Annotated in this window: 19 protein-coding genes; 8 read left to right on the top strand and 11 right to left on the bottom strand. The window is 68.0% G+C overall.

Going from position 1 to position 20017, the window contains the following annotated elements:
* Nucleotides 1-143: 143 nt before the first annotated feature.
* Both ACYVKL_RS06000 and ACYVKL_RS05995 read left to right on the top strand, forming a co-directional pair.
* Nucleotides 144-557 carry a hypothetical protein gene (locus tag ACYVKL_RS06000; protein WP_379168969.1) on the top strand — a complete coding sequence of 138 codons (414 nt, stop codon included), beginning with the start codon at nt 144-146 and terminating at the stop codon, nt 555-557.
* Between the two features lie 201 nt (nt 558-758).
* The gene (locus ACYVKL_RS05995) at nt 759-1796 is read left to right on the top strand and encodes an alpha/beta hydrolase (protein WP_379169842.1); all 1038 of its coding nucleotides are present in this window, start codon (nt 759-761) and stop codon (nt 1794-1796) included.
* 10 nt (nt 1797-1806) lie between these two features.
* On the opposite strand, the gene ACYVKL_RS05990 is transcribed toward ACYVKL_RS05995, so the two are convergent.
* On the bottom strand, nt 1807-2331 hold the full coding sequence (locus tag ACYVKL_RS05990) for a PadR family transcriptional regulator (protein ID WP_379168967.1): 525 nt from the start codon (nt 2329-2331) through the stop codon (nt 1807-1809).
* Between the two features lie 118 nt (nt 2332-2449).
* Between ACYVKL_RS05990 and ACYVKL_RS05985 the strand changes: the two genes are divergently transcribed.
* Complete coding sequence (locus ACYVKL_RS05985) at nt 2450-3754, top strand: carotenoid oxygenase family protein (RefSeq protein ID WP_379168966.1); 1305 nt, start codon at nt 2450-2452, stop codon at nt 3752-3754.
* A 22-nt stretch (nt 3755-3776) separates the two neighbouring features.
* Here ACYVKL_RS05985 and ACYVKL_RS05980 read toward each other — a convergent pair whose 3' ends face one another.
* The 3 genes from ACYVKL_RS05980 to ACYVKL_RS05970 form a co-directional block, all read right to left on the bottom strand.
* Nucleotides 3777-5312, bottom strand: coding sequence for a hypothetical protein (locus tag ACYVKL_RS05980; protein ID WP_379168964.1), 1536 nt, complete (start codon nt 5310-5312; stop codon nt 3777-3779).
* Nucleotides 5312-5938: a hypothetical protein gene (locus ACYVKL_RS05975; protein WP_213555971.1), complete on the bottom strand. Its 627-nt coding sequence runs from the start codon at nt 5936-5938 to the stop codon at nt 5312-5314. Before ACYVKL_RS05975 ends, ACYVKL_RS05980 begins: the two co-directional genes overlap by 1 nt.
* 604 nt (nt 5939-6542) lie before the next feature.
* The gene (locus ACYVKL_RS05970) at nt 6543-6842 is read right to left on the bottom strand and encodes a hypothetical protein (protein WP_357199728.1); all 300 of its coding nucleotides are present in this window, start codon (nt 6840-6842) and stop codon (nt 6543-6545) included.
* 825 nt (nt 6843-7667) lie between these two features.
* Between ACYVKL_RS05970 and ACYVKL_RS05965 the strand changes: the two genes are divergently transcribed.
* The gene (locus ACYVKL_RS05965) at nt 7668-9299 is read left to right on the top strand and encodes an ABC-F family ATP-binding cassette domain-containing protein (protein WP_357199750.1); all 1632 of its coding nucleotides are present in this window, start codon (nt 7668-7670) and stop codon (nt 9297-9299) included.
* Nucleotides 9300-9472: 173 nt separating this feature from the next.
* Entirely contained in the window at nt 9473-9721 is a 249-nt protein-coding gene (locus tag ACYVKL_RS05960; protein WP_213555962.1) for a helix-turn-helix domain-containing protein, read from the top strand.
* A 100-nt stretch (nt 9722-9821) separates the two neighbouring features.
* Here ACYVKL_RS05960 and ACYVKL_RS05955 read toward each other — a convergent pair whose 3' ends face one another.
* The 5 genes from ACYVKL_RS05955 to ACYVKL_RS05935 form a co-directional block, all read right to left on the bottom strand.
* The gene (locus tag ACYVKL_RS05955) at nt 9822-10766 is read right to left on the bottom strand and encodes an MvdC/MvdD family ATP grasp protein (RefSeq protein ID WP_379168962.1); all 945 of its coding nucleotides are present in this window, start codon (nt 10764-10766) and stop codon (nt 9822-9824) included.
* Between the two features lie 25 nt (nt 10767-10791).
* The gene (locus tag ACYVKL_RS05950) at nt 10792-11253 is read right to left on the bottom strand and encodes a hypothetical protein (RefSeq protein ID WP_379168960.1); all 462 of its coding nucleotides are present in this window, start codon (nt 11251-11253) and stop codon (nt 10792-10794) included.
* Between the two features lie 192 nt (nt 11254-11445).
* Nucleotides 11446-11862: an acyl-CoA thioesterase gene (locus tag ACYVKL_RS05945; RefSeq protein WP_379168958.1), complete on the bottom strand. Its 417-nt coding sequence runs from the start codon at nt 11860-11862 to the stop codon at nt 11446-11448.
* 143 nt (nt 11863-12005) lie between these two features.
* Nucleotides 12006-12533, bottom strand: a complete 528-nt coding sequence (locus ACYVKL_RS05940) for a multicopper oxidase family protein (protein ID WP_460771291.1) — start codon at nt 12531-12533, stop codon at nt 12006-12008.
* 198 nt (nt 12534-12731) lie between these two features.
* Nucleotides 12732-13232: a cupin domain-containing protein gene (locus tag ACYVKL_RS05935; protein ID WP_379168954.1), complete on the bottom strand. Its 501-nt coding sequence runs from the start codon at nt 13230-13232 to the stop codon at nt 12732-12734.
* Between the two features lie 71 nt (nt 13233-13303).
* Between ACYVKL_RS05935 and ACYVKL_RS05930 the strand changes: the two genes are divergently transcribed.
* Entirely contained in the window at nt 13304-13810 is a 507-nt protein-coding gene (locus ACYVKL_RS05930; protein ID WP_379168952.1) for a MarR family winged helix-turn-helix transcriptional regulator, read from the top strand.
* A gap of 14 nt (nt 13811-13824) precedes the next feature.
* Here ACYVKL_RS05930 and ACYVKL_RS05925 read toward each other — a convergent pair whose 3' ends face one another.
* Nucleotides 13825-14391 (bottom strand): TetR/AcrR family transcriptional regulator, encoded by a 567-nt coding sequence (locus ACYVKL_RS05925; RefSeq protein WP_213555955.1) that lies wholly within the window; start codon nt 14389-14391, stop codon nt 13825-13827.
* Nucleotides 14392-14593: 202 nt separating this feature from the next.
* A complete protein-coding gene (gene acnA / locus ACYVKL_RS05920) occupies nt 14594-17386 on the bottom strand; it encodes an aconitate hydratase AcnA (protein WP_379168950.1) in 2793 nt (930 codons plus the stop codon).
* Between the two features lie 182 nt (nt 17387-17568).
* Here acnA and ACYVKL_RS05915 point away from each other — a divergent pair, with 182 nt between their 5' ends.
* Nucleotides 17569-18111 carry an Rv1476 family membrane protein gene (locus tag ACYVKL_RS05915; RefSeq protein ID WP_379168948.1) on the top strand — a complete coding sequence of 181 codons (543 nt, stop codon included), beginning with the start codon at nt 17569-17571 and terminating at the stop codon, nt 18109-18111.
* Between the two features lie 311 nt (nt 18112-18422).
* Nucleotides 18423-19871 (top strand): NlpC/P60 family protein, encoded by a 1449-nt coding sequence (locus tag ACYVKL_RS05910; RefSeq protein ID WP_379168946.1) that lies wholly within the window; start codon nt 18423-18425, stop codon nt 19869-19871.
* The last annotated feature ends 146 nt before the right edge of the window (nt 19872-20017 follow it).

Below are 20017 nucleotides of genomic sequence, written 5' to 3'. Positions count from 1 at the left end.
CCCCGATGACGAATCGACGGGCGGTGCGGTTCTGCTGTGTCAGGGGACCCGGGAACCGGACCATGAGGACTCCCGGCCATACTGGCCGTTGCGTCTTTCCGAGTGTGTTCAGCGATTCACATCCCGTCACACAGGAGGCATGAATGTCCACGGTCACCATCCGGAATCGGTACCGCTCCGCCCTGTCCGTCACCGCTTTCGCGGCGCTGGGCGTGAGCCTGGTGTACACCGCCGCACCCGCCCTGGCCGCCAACAGCATCTCCGTCGCCGGGGCCGCGCCCGCCTCGGTCGGGGTCGAGTACGCCTGCGAGGCGTCCGCGGGCGTGTCCAGCATCCAGGTCATGGTCGGCGATCCCAATGCCGATCGGCCCGCCGCCAGCGGTGCCCAGATGACCTTCGACTGCGACGGCTCGCAGCACACAGCCACCATTCCGCTCACCCCCGCCGTGGGGGAATCTCCGCTGGCGGCGGGCGCGGCCGTGCAGGTTCGGGCGGCTTTGGTCAACCAGGAGCAAACCGTCGTTTCGGGCACCGCTAAGCTGCTCACCCTCGGCTGAGGATTCGGTGCGCAAGGCGTTTTCTGTACGCAAGCATCCGGAAACCTGCCGTTAGAGAGCGGCTGTAAGAATCGCCGCCGCGCCCGATGGGCTTTTCATCGGGCGTTGGGCGGCTGCGGCCGTCGGAGGAACAGTCGCCCGGTGTCCCAACCCGCGGTGGCACGCGAGAACCAGGACACCGGAGTGCGATACCGCTCGATCATGTGCAGCGCGGCAGTCACGGCAGCGGCGATGCTCATCGCTCTGACCTCGACGCCCTTCGATCTCGCGGCCAACGCCGAACCGGATCTGCTGCCATTTCCGACGGGCAGTTCGGCGGGGGCGGCGGCCCCGGACGGTTCGGCGATCGTGGCCACCCGCGTCATCGACGAGCGGCATCTGCAACTCACCGTGCACTCCGCGGCCATGAACCTCGACTTCCCCGTCGATGTGCAACGCGCCGCCGACACCTCGGTGCCGCGCCCGGTGCTGTACATGCTCAGCGGCGGCAGCGGCGGCAAGGGCGCGGCCTCCTGGGATCAGCGCACCAACGCCTTCGACTTCCTGGCCGACAAGAACGTCAACGTGGTGCAGCCGATCGGCGGCGCGGCGTCCTATTACACGGACTGGCGGCATCCGGACCCGCGGCTGGGCGTCATGAAATGGACGACCTACCTCACCGAGGAACTGCCCCCGCTGATCGACGCCGCGCTCGGCGCCAACGGCGTGAACGGCCTGGTGGGCGTATCGATGTCGGGCACCTCGGTGCTGCAGTTGCCGATCGTGAAGCCGGGGCTGTACCGCGCGGTGGCGGCCTACAGCGGGTGCGCCCGCATCGCCGACCCGGTCGGTGAGGCGTTCGTGCGGATCACGGTCGCCTTCGGCGGCGGCGACGCGATCAACATGTACGGCCCGTCCGGCGATCCGCAGTGGGCGGCCAACGACCCCTACCTGCACGCCGAGGGACTGCGCGGCCTGGATCTGTACCTGTCGAGCGGCAACGGCATGCCCGGTCCGCACGACAAGGTCCTCGACCATCACTTCGCCGGGGCCGGCGACAATCTCGCGAACCAGATCCTGGTGGGCGGCCTGCTCGAGGCGGCCACCGACCAGTGCACGCGCTCGATGCGCGACCGGCTCGCGGAGCTCGACATCCCGGCCACCGTGAAACTGCACCCCTACGGCACCCACTCCTGGGGCTACTGGGACGACGAGCTGCCCGCGTCCTGGCCGGTGCTGGCGCACGGTCTCGGGCTGTAGGGCGTTCGGCTCAATCCTGTTCCGGCGGTAGGTTTTCCAGCGCCCAGCGGGCCCAATCCCGTTTCAATTCGGTGGCGCGTGCCCCGTACTCCAGCGCCAGATGGCCGTAGCGGGACAGGTCGCGTTCGTTCCAGTCGATGCCCTTCTCCAGCTCACGCAGCTGCGCGTGCTCGCGGTCGGCGCTCTCGGCGATGTCGGTCAGATAGGCGCGGGCCTGAGCGGGTGCGATGACGCCCAGGAAGAACACCCGCAGCAGCGCCTCGTTGCGGTGGACCTCTTTCGGGGTGGTGTCGGTCAGCCAGGTGCGCAGCTCGTCGAGGCCGGTGTCGGTGATGGTGTATTCCTTGCGGCCGCGCGGTCCCTCATCGGTGACGGCGATGAGTTCCGCGTCGGCGAGCTTGGTGAGCTCGGTGTACATCTGGCTCTGTGTCGCGGGCCAGACATTGGCCAGCGAGAGCTTGAAGGTCCGCAGCAGGTCGTAGCCGCTGGCGGGACCGTCCGACAGCAATCCGAGGAGGGCGAACCGGAGACTCATAGGAATCAGCTTACATTCCACTCTTGACATGTCGAGACAGGAGGCTCAATCTTGGACATGTCAGAACTGGAATGTCGCAGCCGCGGGCAGTGTGCTGCTCGGGCAGAAGGTATCGATCATGACCACACCTCCCCATCTCAGCGGCAACTACGCACCCGTCACCGACGAGATCACCGCCTTCGAGTTGGCTTGCACCGGAACGATTCCCGAGGATCTGAACGGCTGGTTCGTCCGCAACGGGCCCAACCCGCACGACGCGGGCTCCCCGCACTGGTTCTTCGGCGACGGCATGGTGCACGGCGTTCGGCTCGAGGGCGGACGCGCGGTGTCCTATCGCAATCGGTGGGTGCGCACCACCCGGTTCACCGACGGCGCGCAGGGCATCGACGCCCAGGGCAATCGGGACTACACCGCCGGGGCGGCGAACACCCACGTGGTGCGGCACGCCGGGCGCACCTTCGCGCTGGTCGAATCCTCGTTCCCCTACGAATTGACCCGTGAGCTGGACACCGTCGGCCCCTACGACTTCGACGGCAAGCTCACCACCGCCATGACCGCGCACCCCAAGACCTGCCCGGTCACCGGGGAACTGCACTTCTTCGGCTACAACTTCGTCGAGCCGTACCTGACGTATCACCGGGCCGACGCGGCGGGCAATCTCGAACTCAGCCGCATCATCGACGTGCCCGCGGCCACCATGCACCACGACTTCGCGCTCACCGCGAACCATGTCCTGTTCATGGATCTGCCGGTGGTCTTCGACATGCCGACCGCGATGGCCGGCGGCGGCATGCCGTTCCGGTGGAGCGACGATTATCGCGCCCGCCTGGGCGTGCTGCGCCGCGACGACCCGCACGGCGCGGTGCGCTGGTTCGACATCGAGCCCTGCTACGTCTTCCACACCCTCAACGCCCACGACGAACCGGGCCGGATCGTGCTCTACGCCATGCGGTATCCGAGCATGTGGCGCGATACCTCACAGGGTTTCGACACCGGCGCGACGCTGTGGCGCTGGACCCTGGACCTCGCCACCGGCGCGGTCCGCGAGGAGCGAATCGACGACCGGATCGCCGAATTCCCGCGCATCGACGACCGATTGGCGGGCCTGGACGCTCGTTTCGGCCACGCCTCGATTTCCGAGGGCGAGCGGGGCGCGCTGCTGCGCTACGACCTGCACACCGGCTCCAGCAGCGTCCACGACTTCGGGCCCGGCCGCGTGCCCGCCGAGGCCGCCTTCGCCGCGGCCGACGAAACACCCGGCGGCGCGGGCTATCTCATGACCTACGTTTACGACGCCGCCGAAAACCGCAGCGACCTGGTCATTCTCGACGCCGACGACCTGGCCGCCGCCCCCGTCGCCACCATCCACCTGCCCCGCCGCGTGCCGCACGGCTTCCATGGAAACTGGCTGCCCGACCTCTGATTCCCCACGCCCGGGGTCCGGGTCAGTGCGTGCGAGGCAGCGTCACGCCGAGAGCGTCGATGGCGAAATCGTTCGCGGTGACCCGGACCGCGGTCTCGGTGAAGCGCCGGCCGTCGAGGACGGTCTGGACGAACTGGCGGACCTCCTCGGGCTGTGTGGCGAGTGTCGTCAGGGTGTCCGCCGGGATTTCGATGCTGCCGTCGAAACCGCGTGGCTGGTCGGTGATTCCGGCGGGCTGGACGGTCTGGCGGAGTGCGTCGACGGTGTGCAGGGGCAGGTCGAGGCGGCTGCCGTCGGCGAACTCCAGGTGTAGCGGGGTGGGGGAGACGGCGAGATCGAAGGACTCGATCCGCACGCCGACGCCCGCGGCGGTGCGGCCCGCGTAGGAGTACGGGGAGACCGCCACGGTCTCGTCCACCGAATGGTCGGTGGGGGTGTTGTCGAGGATGCGGCCCACGAGGGGCTCGTCGGTGGGGACGAAGTCCCAGCGGTCGGCCGACAGGTCTTTCACCCAGTACCCGGTGTGGCCGTCGGCGACGCCCTCCACGCGCAGTTCGCGTGCGGCCGAACCGATTCCGGTCTTGTGCACCGAGACCCGGTCGGTGATCCGACCGGGGATCTTGGGCTGGCGGTTCCAGTCGGGGGCGGGCAGCTGGATCGCGGCGTAATGGTCGTCGACGCGTTCGGTGAGCATGTCGGGGGCTTCGGGGCGTCCGCGCTGATCCTCGTAGGAGTAGCGGAAGAAGACCTTGTCCGCGCCGGAGATGTCGAAATCGTAGAGGCGGGTGTAAAGGTCGCCGAAGCGGTTCACCACCAGGGTGGTCGAGCCGCTGGTGGACAGCGCGACCGCGCGGAAGCGGCCCTGCGCGGGGGTGGACATCTCGTAGCTGTGGTCCAGCGGCAGCCACGGGTCCACATAGTGGATGCGGTGCCCGTCGTCGGTGAGCGCGTACACGTGCGACACCTTGGCCCCGCCGACCGAATGGTCGTTGCCGGCGGTGTCGCGCCAGACATGATCCTCGTTGGGGGACAGCACCGACCACGTCCATGCGACCGTGCCCGCCGGCAGGGTGTTGCCGGGGCCGGTCCACAGCGGGGTGCCGTAGCGGCTGCTCCAGTTCCAGTCCTTGGGCGCGCTGAGGATGCGGTCCATGGTGAAGAAGCGGCCGTCGACGTCGATGGCCATGAGCTCGTCGTCGTCGGCCGAGACGCCGGCGACCCGGCCCGCCAGACAGCCCGGCAGCGGCAGCGACCGCCAACCGCCCTGGGCGGTGAGGGGTTTGACGTAGATCGCCCCGTCGCGGGCGGCGAAGGCCCAGCGGCGGTTGAAAGTTTCCGCGGTGGTGCGGAACAGCACCCGATCCGGCAGCGCGATCTCGGCGGCGGGGAACGCCTCGAGCCCGGCGGTGGTCTCGTCCGCGCCTGGTTCCGGCGTGCCGACGGTGCCGACCAGCGTGCATGCGGGCGCCTCGGCGGCGGCCTGCTGCGGTGTCGCCAGGGCGAAGACGAGTCCGGTGGCCGCGGCGAGCACGCCGCGACGCAGTGTCACATCGGTCATCACAGCCAACCGAGAGCGCCGAACACGGCCAGTGCCAGGGCGTCGACGCCGAGGATCGCGCCCACGGCGATCGCCTTCGCGCGCACGGTCGGCAGGTCATGAACGAAGAAGCAGGCCACGAAGAACGGCACGTAACCGATCAGCCAGATCAGGTACGGGAAGCCCGCGTGCCACCAGGACCAATCCCAGGTCAGCACGCCCGCCTTGTTCAGCAGCACCTCCACCCCGACCGCGGCCGCGGAGTTGAGCGCGATCAGCACCGGCCGGTTGGGCAGCCCGAGGATGCGAACCTCCTTGGGCGGCAGCATCTTCGCGGCGGCCACGCCCATGATGGCGAACATGAAGCAGATCTCGATGTTCAACCCGATCAGGATCTGATATGCGGTCGGCCCGGTCGCGCCCCACACCGGCGCCCGCCCGGTGGCGTGGAAGACCAGCGAGTTCCAGATCTCGTTGAACCAGTCCATGCCCCACAGCGCGAGCCCCGCGAACAGCACATTCCAGTTCCGCCGCTCGACCTCGGTGGCGTACACGTAGACCACGACCAGCAGCAGCGGAATCACGTACCACTTGAATTGGCCACTGTCCCGCAGCAGTTCGAGCGCCGCCCGCGCGTGATCGGTCATCCCCGACCCCTTCCTCATCACCGTTGAGCCTCGCGAGTGTGTTACAAATCACCGGCAGATGTCAACCTGTAAGGCGGCGGGTGAGCGCTGATCAGGCGCCCGCGCCCGCGCCCGCCGCGCGGTGAGAGTGGTTGTGCCCGCGCATAGTCCGCTCGCGGTGCGGCTGAGGACTCCGCCGAGAGAACACGCCGGATCGGGGGGTTTCACACGGCAGGATCGGTAGAACCGCTGGAATGTCGAGTTCGGATCTCCCCCCAGGTTCGCAAGGAGTGGCGCGCGCCGTCGTTTTTCGATGTCTTCGATGTGGCTACGGATACCGGCATCGCGCGGCACACGCTGTGGCCGATGCTGCCGCGCCGTCGATATTGCCGACGGCGCGCGCAGCTCGCGCAGGGCGCGGCGGACCGAGTCGGGCGTCTGGTCGCCCTGGGGGGCGCGGTGGCAGGCCGCTCGCTATCCCGGCCACACCACCGCCCAGCTGTTCCACGTCTACGTCCGGCCCGAACATCGCCGACACCGGCCGGCCACCGAATTGGTCACGCGCGCCGTCGAATTCGTACAGTGTCAGCGGCGGATCGCCTGGAAACGCATGGGGCCCGTCCGGTCAGTGGTCGTCGTAATGACCGTCGTGTGCCGCGTGCCGGTGGCCGTCGTGGATGTAGTCGACGTGGTCGCCGTGCGGGACCGCGACGTGGCCGCAGCCCTCGCCGTGCACATGGGTGTGCTCGGCGTGTTCGCTGTGGGCCGGCGCTTCGCACTCGTCGTAATGGCCCTCGTGTGCGCGATGCAGGTGGCCGTCGTGCACGTAGTCGACATGGTCGCCGTGCGGGACCGCGACATGGCCGCAGTCCGGGCCGTGGACGTGCTCGTGATCGGTGTGCTGGGTATGAGCTGCTGCAGACATTCGACTCCGCTCCCTCGTCGACCCGGGTTCCCCACCTGCTGAAACATTAGCACTCGCGCATCTGTTTGTTGATTGCTGGAGAATCACGAGACGGTCGGATGAAGCGCTTCAGCCGCGCAGTGCGCGCTCGAACAGCGGCCAGGAGTCGTGCAGGTCCTGTTGCCAATAGCCCCACGTCGAGGTACTTGCGCGTCCCGGTGGACACTCGGACAGCGGCTCGCGGCCTTCGTGGTGCAGCGCGACGGGTCGGGGCTGGAATCCGGACGCAGTGCGCCGGTGCATCCGCATGCGGCTGGGTCGAGTGTCGGTGCCGCGCGATGTGGCGTTCGTCGAGGATCTGCCTCGGGGCGAGACCGGCAAGGTGCTGAAGAGGCTGCTGGTCGACACGGGCGAGGGTCGATCGGGGGATGGTGACGGCCCAGGCTGACGGGCTGTCGACGCCGTCCTGGCGATCGAACCACGGGTGTGCCGCGGATCACCACCGAGGGCAAACCGCACTCCGGAGCCACGGCCGCTGGCGTGCTCGCGGCAGCCGTGTTACTCGGTGCGGAGGGGTCGGATCCAGGCTCTGACCGGTGGGGAAGCCCGGCGGCCACGCTGGCCGGGCCGCTCGCCGGCCCGCTGGTTCGCGCAGGTGAGCGCGCCGGGCGGTGTGATCGTGGCTACCCCGACGCCGCATCGCGGTTGCGGGCGGTGTGCTCGATTCGGTGAGGGGGAGGTGGCGGCGGTAAAATCGGTAGTTCTTGTGCGTCGAGGCGGCGCACAATTCTTCAGTTAACTTCCGGCATCGGTTTGCCGGTACCCGCCATACCCGAGGAGACGCTTGTGATCACCGCGACCGACCTGGAGGTCCGGGCCGGAGTCCGCACCCTGCTGACGGCCCCGGGCTCGGGGCTGCGGGTGCAGGCCGGTGACCGCATCGGGCTGGTCGGCCGCAACGGCGCCGGCAAGACCACCACGCTGCGCATTCTCGCCGGTGAGGGAGAACCCTACGCGGGCAAGGTCATTCGTTCGGGCGAAATCGGCTATCTGCCGCAGGACCCGCGCGAGGGCAACCTCGACATCCTCGCCAAGGACCGGGTGCTCTCCGCGCGCGGGCTCGACACCCTGCTGCGCGAGATGGAGAAGCAGCAGGCGCTGATGGCCGAGGTCGCCGACGAGAAGGAACGCGACAAGGCGATCCGCAAGTACGGGCGGCTCGAGGAGCGGTTCTCCGCCCTGGGCGGCTACGTCGCCGAGAGCGAAGCCGCCCGCATCTGCCACAGCCTGGCCCTGCCCGACCGGGTGCTGAACCAGGAACTGCGCACCCTCTCCGGTGGTCAGCGTCGTCGAATCGAGTTGGCGCGCATCCTGTTCAGCGCCTCGGACGGCAGCGGCGGCAAGTCCGACACGGTGCTGCTGCTCGACGAGCCCACCAACCACCTCGACGCCGACTCGATCAACTGGCTGCGCAGCTTCCTGCAGAGCCACGACGGCGGCCTGATCGTCATCTCCCACGATGTCGAACTGCTCGGTGACGTGGTGAACAAGGTGTGGTTCCTCGACGCCGTGCGCGGTGAGGCCGACATCTACAACATGGGCTGGAAGAAGTACCTCGACGCCCGCGCCACCGACGAGCAGCGCCGCGTGCGCGAGCGCGCCAATGCCGAGAAGAAGGCGTCCGCGCTCAAGCAGCAGGCCGCCAAGCTCGGCGCCAAGGCGACGAAAGCCGCTGCGGCACACCAGATGGTCAAGCGCGCCGAGCGCATGCTCAACGAGGTCGACGACATCCGCGTGGCCGACAAGGTGGCGCGGATCAAGTTCCCCGAGCCCGCCCCCTGCGGCAAGACGCCGCTGATGGCCACCAACCTGACCAAGCTCTACGGGTCGCTCGAGATCTTCACCGGCGTGAACCTGGCCATCGACAAGGGCAGCCGGGTCGTCATCCTGGGCCTCAACGGCGCCGGTAAGACCACCATGCTGCGGCTGCTCGCGGGCGTGGAGACGCTGACCGCGGGGCAGATCGACCCCGGTCGCGGCCTCAAGATCGGATATTTCGCCCAGGAGCACGACACCCTCGACGACCAGGCGACCGTGTGGGAGAACATCCGCCACGCCGCCCCCGACGCGGGCGAGCAGGATCTGCGCGGTCTGCTGGGTGCGTTCATGTTCTCCGGTCCGCAGCTCGAGCAGCCCGCCGGCACGCTCTCCGGTGGTGAGAAGACGCGTCTCGCACTGGCCGGTCTGGTCTCCTCGGCTGCGAATGTCCTTCTGCTGGACGAGCCTACGAACAACCTCGACCCGGTCTCGCGCGAGCAGGTGCTCGACGCGCTGCGCAGTTACGCCGGCGCGGTGGTGCTGGTGACCCACGATCCGGGCGCGGCCGAGGCGCTCAACCCCGAGCGGGTCATCATGCTGCCCGACGGCACCGAGGACCATTGGTCGCAGGACTACCTGGAGCTCATCCAGCTCGCCTGAGCGTGCGCGTTCCGGGCCCGGAAAAACCACCGTCGGGGCCCGGAAACTCGCTTCCCGCACCGAAAAACGCGGGTTCGGCAAAACTCGGTGATTCACATCACACCGTTTCGTTGATCACAGGCATCCGAGTCTCTACCCTGGAATGAGGCGCCCACGGCGACTCGGAGGAAGCCATGAGTGACAGGCCCGCACAGGGTAAAGCCGTATTGGGTAAAGGCACGCGCGTCACCGGGAAATCCCGCGATCGCTTGCAATCCCAGCTCAAGAAGCAGTACGAGGCCGGAGCCAGTATCCGGTCACTAGCCCGGGAGACCGGGCGGTCGTACGGCTTCATTCACAACGTGCTCGTGGAGTCGCATGTGCAACTCCGCAGCCGAGGCGGTGCCAACCGCCGTAAAGCCGGCAAGGCCGTCAGCAAGTAGCGTCCCGGTCCGGGAAAAAGAACTCGACCGGTGAAAGCCGGTCGGGGACTTGCTATCTCGCTGCACCGTGGATCGGCGATCTCGCGATGGCGTGCGTCCGCTACGGGGTCACGGTCCCGTCGCCGAGCACCAGCAGATTCGCGAGGCTGCGGAAAATCGGCAGACCGGTCTTGATCTCGAGATAGGCGAACTGCCCCTGGGGATTCACCTCCAGGAAGTAGAACTCGCCATCGAGACCCACCCGCAGATCCAGCACGCCGAAAGCCAGACCGAGCGCGCCCATCAGCGTGGTCAGCGACTTGCTCACCGAAGCGGGCAGGCGATCGGCGGTGAACGCCACCGACGTGTCCAGACGCGAATCCACCCGCCCCACACCGGATTGCGAGTCGATGCGCACCACCCACTCGATGCCGTCCACCCACACGATGCGCAGGTCGCTCTCGGCGTGGATGTAGTCCTGGAAGATGGTGGGGGAGTTGCGGATCGTGGACAGCTTGTCGAAATCGGCTGGGGTGAACAGCCGCGTCTCGGTGAACGCCCCGCGCCCGGTCCCGGTGCGCTTGTAGACCACTGGCCCGGGCCGGGATTCGATGAAGGCGCGCGCCTCGTCGGGATCATTGGTGATCAGGGTTTCCGGAATCGCGAACCCGGCGCGCGCGGCCGTCTCCAGCTGCACGATCTTGCGGCCGGCCGTGCGATCGGCCCCGGGGTCGTTGACCCACAGGGCCGGGATCGACCACAGCAGACCTTGCAGGAACCCGTCGCATTCGGCGCGGCGGTAGGTGTCGTCCTCGGTGCTCAGCCCGCCCGGCACCGCGGTCGGGTGCGGTCGCCGCCACCACACCGAGGTGACGTCGTCGAGCCCGAAGATGTGTGACAGGCTGCGGTAGGAGCCGTCCGCGCCGAGCCGGAAAGTGCCGTTCTCGCGCGGGAAGTCACGCATGTCGAGACGAAGCGGGTTGTGCCCGTGAAATTTACGCAGCGTAGCGGCGAGGGCATCGCCGTGCAGGTCCTCGGCCTCGGTGACGATGAGGACAGAACCCATGGTGCGGGCGGCCATACGCGGCCCGTCAGTCGAGGCTGTCGCAGGCGATGCCGTCGTCGCTGCCGTGTTGCGACCGGGTCTGGCAGCAGGTCATGGTGGCCCCGCCGACCCCGGGACCCGCGGTCAGTTCCAGTCCGCGGGCCCAGCTTTCGGTCTGCCGCGCCAGCTCGTCGTCACCGCGCGCGGGACTCTGCTCCGGCGCCAGCGTCAACGGCCGATCGGTGACCTCCACCCGGCGGCGCTGCGTGAAATCGGCAGTGGCGCCGGACCGTACCCGCACCAGCACCGGACGGCCCTCGCAGCCACTCTGCGCGCTCGCAGCATCCCACCGGGCGATATCCAGGACATCCGTGCGATCCAGAGTCCAGGTACCGTCGCCGACCCGCACGCTGATACTTCGCTCGGTGGCTGCGACAAGGTAGCCGGGTAGTGGGGGCGAAGTGCAGGCGAGGGTCGCCGATCCCGTTCGGTGCAGGGCGCCGGTCATGCGGAACTCCGATCTGCTCGGGATTTGCTGCGGGGCCGAGCGTGATCTGAATCATATCCCGCGACGGGTCGAATTCGGTCCGCAACGAAAGATTTCAGCTACCTCGGCAAACTCCGCCGGGGTTTCGGAAACCGCTCCCGCCGAAAGATTTTCGCTGAATAACGGGAATGGACGCGGACACGTGCCGTCGAGTCACAGGCCCAGCACGTCGGGCGAGTCGGCCGCGGCCCGCAGTGCCGCACCGGGATCCGCAATCAGTTTGCGGGCGGTCAGATCGAGCAGACCGGACACGGCGTCGATCTGCGCCGACACGGTCCCGTCGAGTTTCACGATGCGCTGGTGCATCCGGAAGATCTTGCCGCCGGTGAACTCGAACTCGCAGCTCACCGTGACCTCGTCGCCGAGATGCAATTCGCGCTGGTACTTGATGGTCTGTTCCAGCACCACCGGACCGATCCCGGCGGCCACCATCTTGTCGCCGGGCAGCCCCGCCGCCTGCAACAGCTCCCAGCGCGCGTGCTCGGCGTACTGCAGATAGACGGCCTGATTGAGATGCCCGTTGATGTCGAGCTCATAGCCGCGCACGGTGATCGGAACAGAGAAGACCATGCAACTTCCAACCCACCGCGCCCCGATGATCATTCCGCGTGTCGCGTGGTCTGCGGCACACTCCGGTCCGGCGACCAACGGGCTACCCGCGGCGCCGGGCCCCGCCGCGGCGACCGCGACCGGTTGCCGCATCGACTCGGGGATCAGTGCGTCACCGCCACATTGGCCATCATGCCCCGGTCCTCGTGCTCGAGATTGTGGCAATGCAGCAGGAACCGTCCGGTGTAGCCGGTGAACCGCGCCGCGATCTCCGCCTCCTGACTGGCGGGTAGGTGGATGGTGTCCTTCCAGCCGCCATCGGTGGCCGACGGGGCGCGGCCATTACGGGTCAGCACCTGGAATGGATTCAGGTGCAGATGAATCGGATGATTGAAATTGGTGGTCAGCCGCCAGATCTCCACCTCGCCCAACCGCGCGGTGAGGTCGGGGCGGGACGGATCGAAGGCCCGGCCGTCGATCAGCCGGCCCTTCATGTCCGCACCGCCGTCATGGCCCGGCATCGACGGCATGTCACCCGTGCGGAAATGCAGGTCCCGGCGGCGTACGGCCGTGGCGGGATCCAGCCGCTCGAGCTCCGCCGGCCGATCCGGAATTCTGGATGAATCGGACTCGGTGCGGTCGACACACAGGCGCAGGACATTGATCGTGCGACCCTCACCGAGTTCGTTCACGATTGTCACCGAATCCCCGGGCCGGTACCCCGTCAAATCGACGATCGTGTCGAAACGTTCACCTGGCGCGATATCGATCGCGTCGAGATGGCGCGGGCGGTCGAGCAGTCCGCGGCACGTGGGTCACGCCAGGCCCAGGCGTGGCGGATGCTGCTCCGCCGGTGCGGTTTTCATCATCGTCCCCCCGTGTTTCCGAGTTCAGGCGCGGTTGGCGTTGCGTTCGGCCCACCACTGCGGGGCGTCGGTGAAGTAGTTGTCGTAATCCTTCTGGGCGGCCTCGAAGTCGGCGGGGGTGGTCTGGCCCAGGGCCAGCTGCTCGAGGAAGCGGAAGTAGCCGTGGCGTTCGACGCCGGGCATGAGGGCGATGAACAGGCGGGCCGAGCTGCCGGGGGCAGCGCCGAAGGCGTGCGGCATGAACTTGGGGACGACGAGGGCGCCGCCCGCGCCGACGGTGACGATCTTGTCGCCGGCCAGGACCTGGAGTTCGCCGTCGGCGACGAAGAACAGCTCGTCGGAGAGGGTGTGGTAGTGCGGGGCCGCGCCGTCAGCGCCCGCGGCCAGGGTCACCTCGACGGTGCTGACCGAGCCGCCGGCCTCCTCGGAGTCGATGAGCAGCCGCACGGAGGCGGGCTGACCGGCGCCGATGATCTCGGAGTCCTCGGGGCGGCGGATGGCGGCGGGGCGGGAAGCGGTGGTCATGATCGGCTCCAAGTCATTCGGTGCTTGATAATTCGCTACCGAACTATATGGCATCGAATAGAATCTTGTCCATGGGTGAGAAGAAGATCGACGCAGTGGATGCGATCGCCGCGCAATGGCGGCGCGAGCGGCCGGATCTGGACGGCGAGTCCATGGCCATCCTCGGCCGCCTCGGCCTGCTCGCCACGGTGGTGGGCGCCAAGGTCGAATCGGTGTTCACCGCACACGGATTGCAGCGCGGCGAGTTCGATGTGCTTGCGGCGCTACGGCGTTCGGGGGAGCCCTACGAGCTCAACCCCTCCGGGCTGGCCGATACCCTGATGCTGTCGCGCGCGGGCATGACCGGCCGCCTGGACCGCCTGGAACAGGCCGGGCTGGTGCGCCGCATCGCCGACGCGGGGGACCGCCGGGCGATCAAGGTGGCGCTCACCGACCGCGGCCTGCACCTGATCGACGTCGTGGTCACCGACCACTTCGAGAACGAGACGCGGATCCTGTCGGTGCTGCCCGCCAAGGACCGCAAGGAACTGGACCGCATCTCGCGGCTACTGCTCGCCGATCTCGAACGCGAGCGCTGAAAGCCGTTCGGCGGCTAGGCCTTGCGGCGGATGGAAGCCTCGACCAGGTCCAGGACCGCTTCGAGGTTGTTGCCCGCGTGCCCGGAGGCGATACGGGCGATCAGGCCGTCGAGGACCAGATCGAGGTAGCCGAGCAGCACCTCGGTGGGCACGTCGTCGCGCAGCGCGCCGGCGGCCTTGCGGCGTTCCAGGCGTGCCACCGTCGCGGCGGTCAGCTCGGTGGAGCGCTCTTCCCAGTTGGCGCGGAACTCGGGATCGTTGCGCAGTCGGCGGGCGATTTCGAGGCGGGTGCCCAGCCAGTCGAAATCCTCAGGGCGGGCGAGCATGTCACGCATGACCTGGATCAGACCCTGGTTGGCGGCGACCTCGGCCATGCGGCCCGCGTCCTCCTGCGCCAAGGCCAGGAACAGTGCGTCCTTGTCGCGGAAGTGGTGGAAGATGGCGCCCCGCGACAGACCGGTCGCTTCTTCGAGACGACGCACGGTGGCGCCCTCGTAGCCGAACTCGGCGAAGCAGCTGCGCGCCCCGTCCAGGATCTGGCTGCGCCGGGCGGCGAGGTGGTCGTCTGAGACCTTGGGCACTGGACTCCTCCGAAACGTGTTGTGCGGGTTCTCCTTCTCGATCTTGCGACCAAATCGGAAAACCCGCACGAGCGACGAGCGAAGCGACCCGCGAGCGGGTCGCGCGGTGGGCACCGGAGCTGCGCTTTCGCACAACCACGATGCCCACCACCACGACTCGGTTTCGAAACAGCCCTTCGAGAACCGAGCTACATCGCGGTGACTAGCCGCGAATCATGTTGCGCAGCACGAACTGCAGGATGCCGCCGTTGCGGTAGTAGTCCGCCTCACCGGGGGTGTCGATGCGAACGACCGCGTCGAAGACGACCTTTTCGCCGTTCTCCTTGGTGGCGGTGACCTGCATGGTCTTCGGAGTCACACCCTCGTTCAGCTTGGTGATGCCCTCGATGTCGAAGGTCTCGGTGCCGTCCAGGCCCAGCGACGCGGCCGACTGGCCGGCCGGGAACTGCAGCGGCACAACGCCCATGCCGATCAGGTTCGAGCGGTGGATGCGCTCGAACGACTCGGTGATGACGGCCTTGACGCCCAGCAGGCTGGTGCCCTTGGCGGCCCAGTCACGCGAGGAACCCGAGCCGTACTCCTTGCCGCCCAGCACGACCAGCGGGATGCCCGCGGCCTGGTAGTTCTGCGAGGCGTCGTAGATGAAGGCCTGCGGGCCACCCGGCTGGGTGAAGTCGCGGGTGTAGCCACCCGAGACGTCGTCCAGCAGCTGGTTGCGCAGACGGATGTTGGCGAAGGTGCCGCGGATCATCACCTCGTGGTTACCACGACGCGAGCCCAGCGAGTTGTAGTCCTTGCGCGCAACGCCATTGGCGTCCAGGTACTGCGCGGCCGGGGTGCCCGGCTTGATCGGACCGGCGGGGGAGATGTGGTCGGTGGTGACCGAGTCGCCCAGCAGCGCCAGCACGCGCGCGCCCTTGATGTCCTCGACCGGAGCCGGGTCCATCGACATGCCGTCGAAGTACGGGGCCTTGCGGACGTAGGTGGAGGCCTCGTCCCACGCGAAGGTGTCACCCTCGGGGGTGTTCAGACCCTGCCAGCGCTGGTCGCCCTCGAAGACGGTCGCGTAGGACTTGGTGAACATGTCCCGGCTGATCGCCGACTTGATGGTGTCGTCGATCTCCTGCGGCGACGGCCAGATGTCCTTCAGGAACACGTCGTTGCCGTTGGTGTCCTGACCCAGGGCGTCGACCTCGAAGTCGAAGTCCATGGTGCCCGCGAGCGCGTAGGCGATGACCAGCGGCGGGGAAGCCAGGTAATTCATCTTCACGTCGGGGGAGATGCGACCCTCGAAGTTACGGTTACCCGAGAGCACCGCGGTGACCGAGAGGTCGTTGTCGTTGATCGCCTTGGAGATCTCCTCCGGCAGCGGACCGGTGTTGCCGATGCAGGTGGTGCAACCGAAGCCACCCACGTAGAAGCCCAGCTTCTCCAGGTACGGCCACAGGCCGGCCTTCTCGTAGTAGTCGGCGACGACCTGCGAGCCCGGGGCCATGTTGGTCTTCACCCACGGCTTGGAGGACAGGCCCTTCTCGACCGCGTTGCGAGCCAGCAGGGCCGCGCCCAGCATGACCGACGGGTTCGAGGTGTTGGTGCAGGAGGTGATGCCCGCGACCACGACGGCGCCGTGATCCAGGACGAAGTCACCACGCTCCGGGTCCGAGACCTTGACCGGCTTGGACGGACGGCCCGCGTTGCCGTTGGCGGCATTCGGGACGGCGGTCTCGTCGGTGGCGGTGCCCGAGGCGACCGGATCGCTGGCCGGGAAGGACTCCTCGATGGCCTCGTCCAGCGCGGTGTGCGGCACCGGGTCGTTGGTGTAGGTGCGGATGTCCTTGCGGAACGCGTTCTTGCTGTCCGACAGCAGAATCCGGTCCTGCGGGCGCTTCGGGCCGGCGATGGACGGCACCACGGTGCCCAAGTCCAGCTCCAGGTACTCCGAGTACGCGGGCTCGTTGTCCGCGTCGTGCCACAGGCCCTGCTCCTTGGCGTACGCCTCGACGAGCGCGAGCTGCTCGTCGCTGCGGCCGGTCAGGCGCAGGTAGTTGATGGTCTCGCCGTCGATCGGGAAGATCGCGGCGGTGGAACCGAACTCGGGGCTCATGTTGCCCAGGGTGGCGCGGTTGGCCAGCGGCACCTCGGCGACGCCCTTGCCGTAGAACTCGACGAACTTGCCGACCACACCGTGCTTGCGCAGCATGTCGGTGACGGTGAGCACCACGTCGGTGGCGGTGACGCCCGGCTTGATCTCACCGGTCAGCTTGAAGCCGACCACGCGCGGGATCAGCATGGAGACCGGCTGGCCCAGCATCGCGGCCTCGGCCTCGATGCCGCCGACGCCCCAGCCCAGCACGCCCAGGCCGTTGACCATGGTGGTGTGCGAGTCGGTGCCGACACAGGTGTCGGGGTAGGCCTGGCCGTTGCGGACCATGACGGTGGGGGCCAGGTACTCGATGTTGACCTGGTGCACGATGCCGACGCCCGGCGGGACGACCTTGAAGTCGTCGAACGCGCCCTGGCCCCAGCGCAGGAACTGGTAACGCTCGCCGTTGCGCTCGTACTCCAGGTCGACGTTGCGCTCGAGGGCGTCGGCGGTGCCGAACACGTCGAGGATGACCGAGTGGTCGATGACCATGTCGGCGGGGGACAGCGGGTTGACCTTGCTCGGGTCGCCGCCGAGGGTGGTGACGGCCTCACGCATGGTGGCGAGGTCGACGATGCAGGGCACGCCGGTGAAGTCCTGCATGATCACGCGGGCGGGGGTGAACTGGATCTCGGTGTCCGGCTCGGCGGACGGATCCCAGTTGGCGATCGCGCGGACGTGGTCCGCGGTGATGTTCGCGCCGTCCTCGGTGCGAAGCAGATTCTCCGCGAGGACCTTCAGGGCGTAAGGCAGCTTCTCGGTGCCGGGCACGGCCGAGAGACGGAAGATCTCATACGAGTTGCTTCCGACCTCGAGGGTGCCCTTGGCGCCGAAGGTATCGATACTCGTCACGTTCAGCTCCACTCGTCTGTGAATGGGAGGGCCAGCGGCGGGGCTGTGCCGATGGCCTCGTCGAGGCGCGGGCCTCGTCCGTTTTGCGACATTAACAGTACGCTTGTCCTGTGAGCACATCGGGGGCGGGAAGTCCGTGGCGCGGTGAGGCGATCTGACAGGCCGTCCCGTACCCTGCGTTCGTGACCGTCTCGCACCTCTCGGTTTTCACGCCTGTGAAGGCGGAACTACCGCCGAACACCGACTTGAATAAGATCATCGCCGATCTCGACGACAACCATGTCGCCGCCCCCGAGGGACGCGACCAGGAGGCCCTCGCGGCCATCGCCGCCGACGCGCGCGATCAGGGCGTCAAGCTCGATATCGTTGTGGTGCCGGGCAATCCGGGGATCGAGGCGAATCTGCGCGACCTGGCCAACGAGGTCGGCAAGATCGAGCACGGCACCGTGGTCGTCTTCAGCGACGACTGGGTCGGCACCTTCAGCGACCAGTTCACCCGCGGGCGGCTCGAGCGCGCCGAGGACGGGGCCAAGTACCGCGGACCCGAGCACACCGCCGACGCCGCACAGGTTTTCGTGGATCGGCTGCAGCAGCCGGAGGCGGTGTCGTGGACCGTGATCACCCTGGTGCTGCTGGGCGTGCTGATCACCGGGATCGGCGGGTTGTACCTGGTGAAGGTGCGGCGGGCGGGCGACGAGTCGCGGCCATCGGCTCCGGTGGCCTAGGGGCGGTGTCGTCCGGCGACGGTGTCGCCGTGTGGGGGTTCGGGTTCTTCCCGGGCCCCTTTCTTCTTGCCCGGGTGTGGTTCCGCCGCGCGGAAAACCGCCCGGTTCGTATGCGACACGCCGGGAACGTAACTCGTGTCGTGTCATGTGACGCATGGTGATCGTGTGGTCTACCTGCAAATATGTGGCTACTGACGAATTACATATGTGTGATTGTGGCGTGGCTGTTCTGAGCGGTTCATGCCATGTCGTACCGTTTCGCGATGGCACGGCTGGGGAAGTTGTGCCGGATGGGACTCCAGGGAGGTGCGATGCGACGACCGGCGAAGCGACGCGGACGTCCAGCACGAGTCGCTACGGAGTTGCTCGTAGCGGCCGTCGTGCTGGCCTGTGGCATGGCCTCCGGCCACGCGGTTCCACCCCCACCCGCCAACCCCAGCGACGGCGACCTCAACGCCGCCGGCGCCCAGGTCGACGCCGGTGTCGGTGAGGTCGGCACCCTCATCAACCAGGTCGCCTCGGCCGAACAACAGCTCCAGCAGCTCGACGACGCGATCGCCGTCCGCCGCGAAGCTGTCAACAAGGCCCTGGTGGATCTGCAGATGGCCCGCGACGCCGCCGACACCGCCGCGCGCACCGTCACCCAATGCCAGGCCGACCTGACCGACGCCGGCACGAAAGTCGATACCGCGCACGGCAATTTCGACAAGTACGTCGCGCAGGTCTACATGCGCCCCGGCTCCACCTCGCTGATCAACTACATGGCCGCCCCCAGCCCCGAGATCGCGCTCAACCGCGCCCAGGTGCTGACCATCGCCTCCAAGAACCAGCGGCAGGTCGTCGACGGCCTGCGCCACGCCCAGATCGACCAGGCCAACAAAACCTCCGCCGCGAAACAGGCCCAGCAGGCCGCCGATGCCGCCGCGGCCGCGGCCGACGCCAAGAAGGCCGAAGCGCAGAACGCCGTCACCACCGCCCAGGCCGATTTCAACCAGCAGAACTCCGTCCGCAACGGCCTTGTCTCCCAGCGCGACTCGGCCCAGCAGCGCCTCGACGCCGCCCGCGCCAACGTGGCCGGCCTGCAGAGCCAGCGCGACGCCTTCCTCGCCTGGGACCAGCAGCGCAAAACCGAAGAGGCGGCCGCCCAAGCCGCGGCCCACGCAGCCGCCGTCGCCGCCGCAGCCCGCGTCGCCGCCGACCGCGCCGCCGCCGACCGCGCCAACCAGGTCGGCCAGAGCCACCGCCCGCACAAGGTCCAGGACTCCTCCCCACCCCCGCGCCGCCCCACCCAGCCCAACCGCCCCGACACCTCGACGACCCGCCCCAGCGGCTCCCGCTCCGAACTGATCGAAACGGTCGTCGACCGAGCCATGTCCCAACTCGGCGTCGTCTACGCCTGGGGCGGCGGCGACGAGGACGGCCCCACCCTCGGCATCCGCGACGGCGGCACCGCCGACAGCTACGGCGACTACAACAAAACCGGCTTCGACTGCTCCGGCCTCATGATCTACGCCTTCGCCGGCGTCGGCGTCTCCCTACCCCACTACTCCGGCTACCAATACACCATGGGCACAAGGGTTCCCGTCGGCGATCGCGCCCGCGGCGACATGCTGTTCTGGGGCCCCGGCGGCAGCCAACACGTAGCCCTCTACATCGGCAACAACAAAATGATCGAGGCGCCACAATCCGGCGAGGTCGTCAAGGTCTCCACGGTCCGAGAAGACGGCATCATGCCTTACGCCGTCCGCATCATCTCCTGACCCGGCCGCTGCTGCTCCGCAGCGATGGCTCCTCACCGACGGCTGGATCCGTATCGACCGCGGAAGTCTGTGTCGCGGCCCTCGCAGTGACACCCCGGTGCGACCATGGCGCCGCTCGGCCCGACTGGAATCGGCCCGGCTGAGCG

This window comes from Nocardia tengchongensis, from assembly GCF_054781395.1.
The sequence above is the reverse complement of the archived record's forward strand: the minus strand, read 5'-3'. Positions and strand labels throughout refer to the sequence as shown.

What these genes read in the sequence shown, in the direction of transcription:
- ACYVKL_RS05950 (WP_379168960.1), bottom strand. Translation starts at nt 11,253, where the DNA reads ATGACCGGCGCCCTGCACCGAACGGGATCGGCGACCCTCGCCTGCACT.
- ACYVKL_RS05945 (WP_379168958.1), bottom strand. Translation starts at nt 11,862, where the DNA reads ATGGTCTTCTCTGTTCCGATCACCGTGCGCGGCTATGAGCTCGACATC.
- ACYVKL_RS05910 (WP_379168946.1), top strand. Translation starts at nt 18,423, where the DNA reads ATGCGACGACCGGCGAAGCGACGCGGACGTCCAGCACGAGTCGCTACG.
- ACYVKL_RS05960 (WP_213555962.1), top strand. Translation starts at nt 9,473, where the DNA reads ATGAGTGACAGGCCCGCACAGGGTAAAGCCGTATTGGGTAAAGGCACG.
- ACYVKL_RS05935 (WP_379168954.1), bottom strand. Translation starts at nt 13,232, where the DNA reads ATGACCACCGCTTCCCGCCCCGCCGCCATCCGCCGCCCCGAGGACTCC.
- ACYVKL_RS06000 (WP_379168969.1), top strand. Translation starts at nt 144, where the DNA reads ATGTCCACGGTCACCATCCGGAATCGGTACCGCTCCGCCCTGTCCGTC.
- ACYVKL_RS05980 (WP_379168964.1), bottom strand. Translation starts at nt 5,312, where the DNA reads ATGACCGATGTGACACTGCGTCGCGGCGTGCTCGCCGCGGCCACCGGA.
- ACYVKL_RS05975 (WP_213555971.1), bottom strand. Translation starts at nt 5,938, where the DNA reads ATGACCGATCACGCGCGGGCGGCGCTCGAACTGCTGCGGGACAGTGGC.
- ACYVKL_RS05995 (WP_379169842.1), top strand. Translation starts at nt 759, where the DNA reads ATGTGCAGCGCGGCAGTCACGGCAGCGGCGATGCTCATCGCTCTGACC.
- ACYVKL_RS05970 (WP_357199728.1), bottom strand. Translation starts at nt 6,842, where the DNA reads ATGTCTGCAGCAGCTCATACCCAGCACACCGATCACGAGCACGTCCAC.
- ACYVKL_RS05990 (WP_379168967.1), bottom strand. Translation starts at nt 2,331, where the DNA reads ATGAGTCTCCGGTTCGCCCTCCTCGGATTGCTGTCGGACGGTCCCGCC.
- ACYVKL_RS05930 (WP_379168952.1), top strand. Translation starts at nt 13,304, where the DNA reads ATGGGTGAGAAGAAGATCGACGCAGTGGATGCGATCGCCGCGCAATGG.
- ACYVKL_RS05955 (WP_379168962.1), bottom strand. Translation starts at nt 10,766, where the DNA reads ATGGGTTCTGTCCTCATCGTCACCGAGGCCGAGGACCTGCACGGCGAT.
- ACYVKL_RS05985 (WP_379168966.1), top strand. Translation starts at nt 2,450, where the DNA reads ATGACCACACCTCCCCATCTCAGCGGCAACTACGCACCCGTCACCGAC.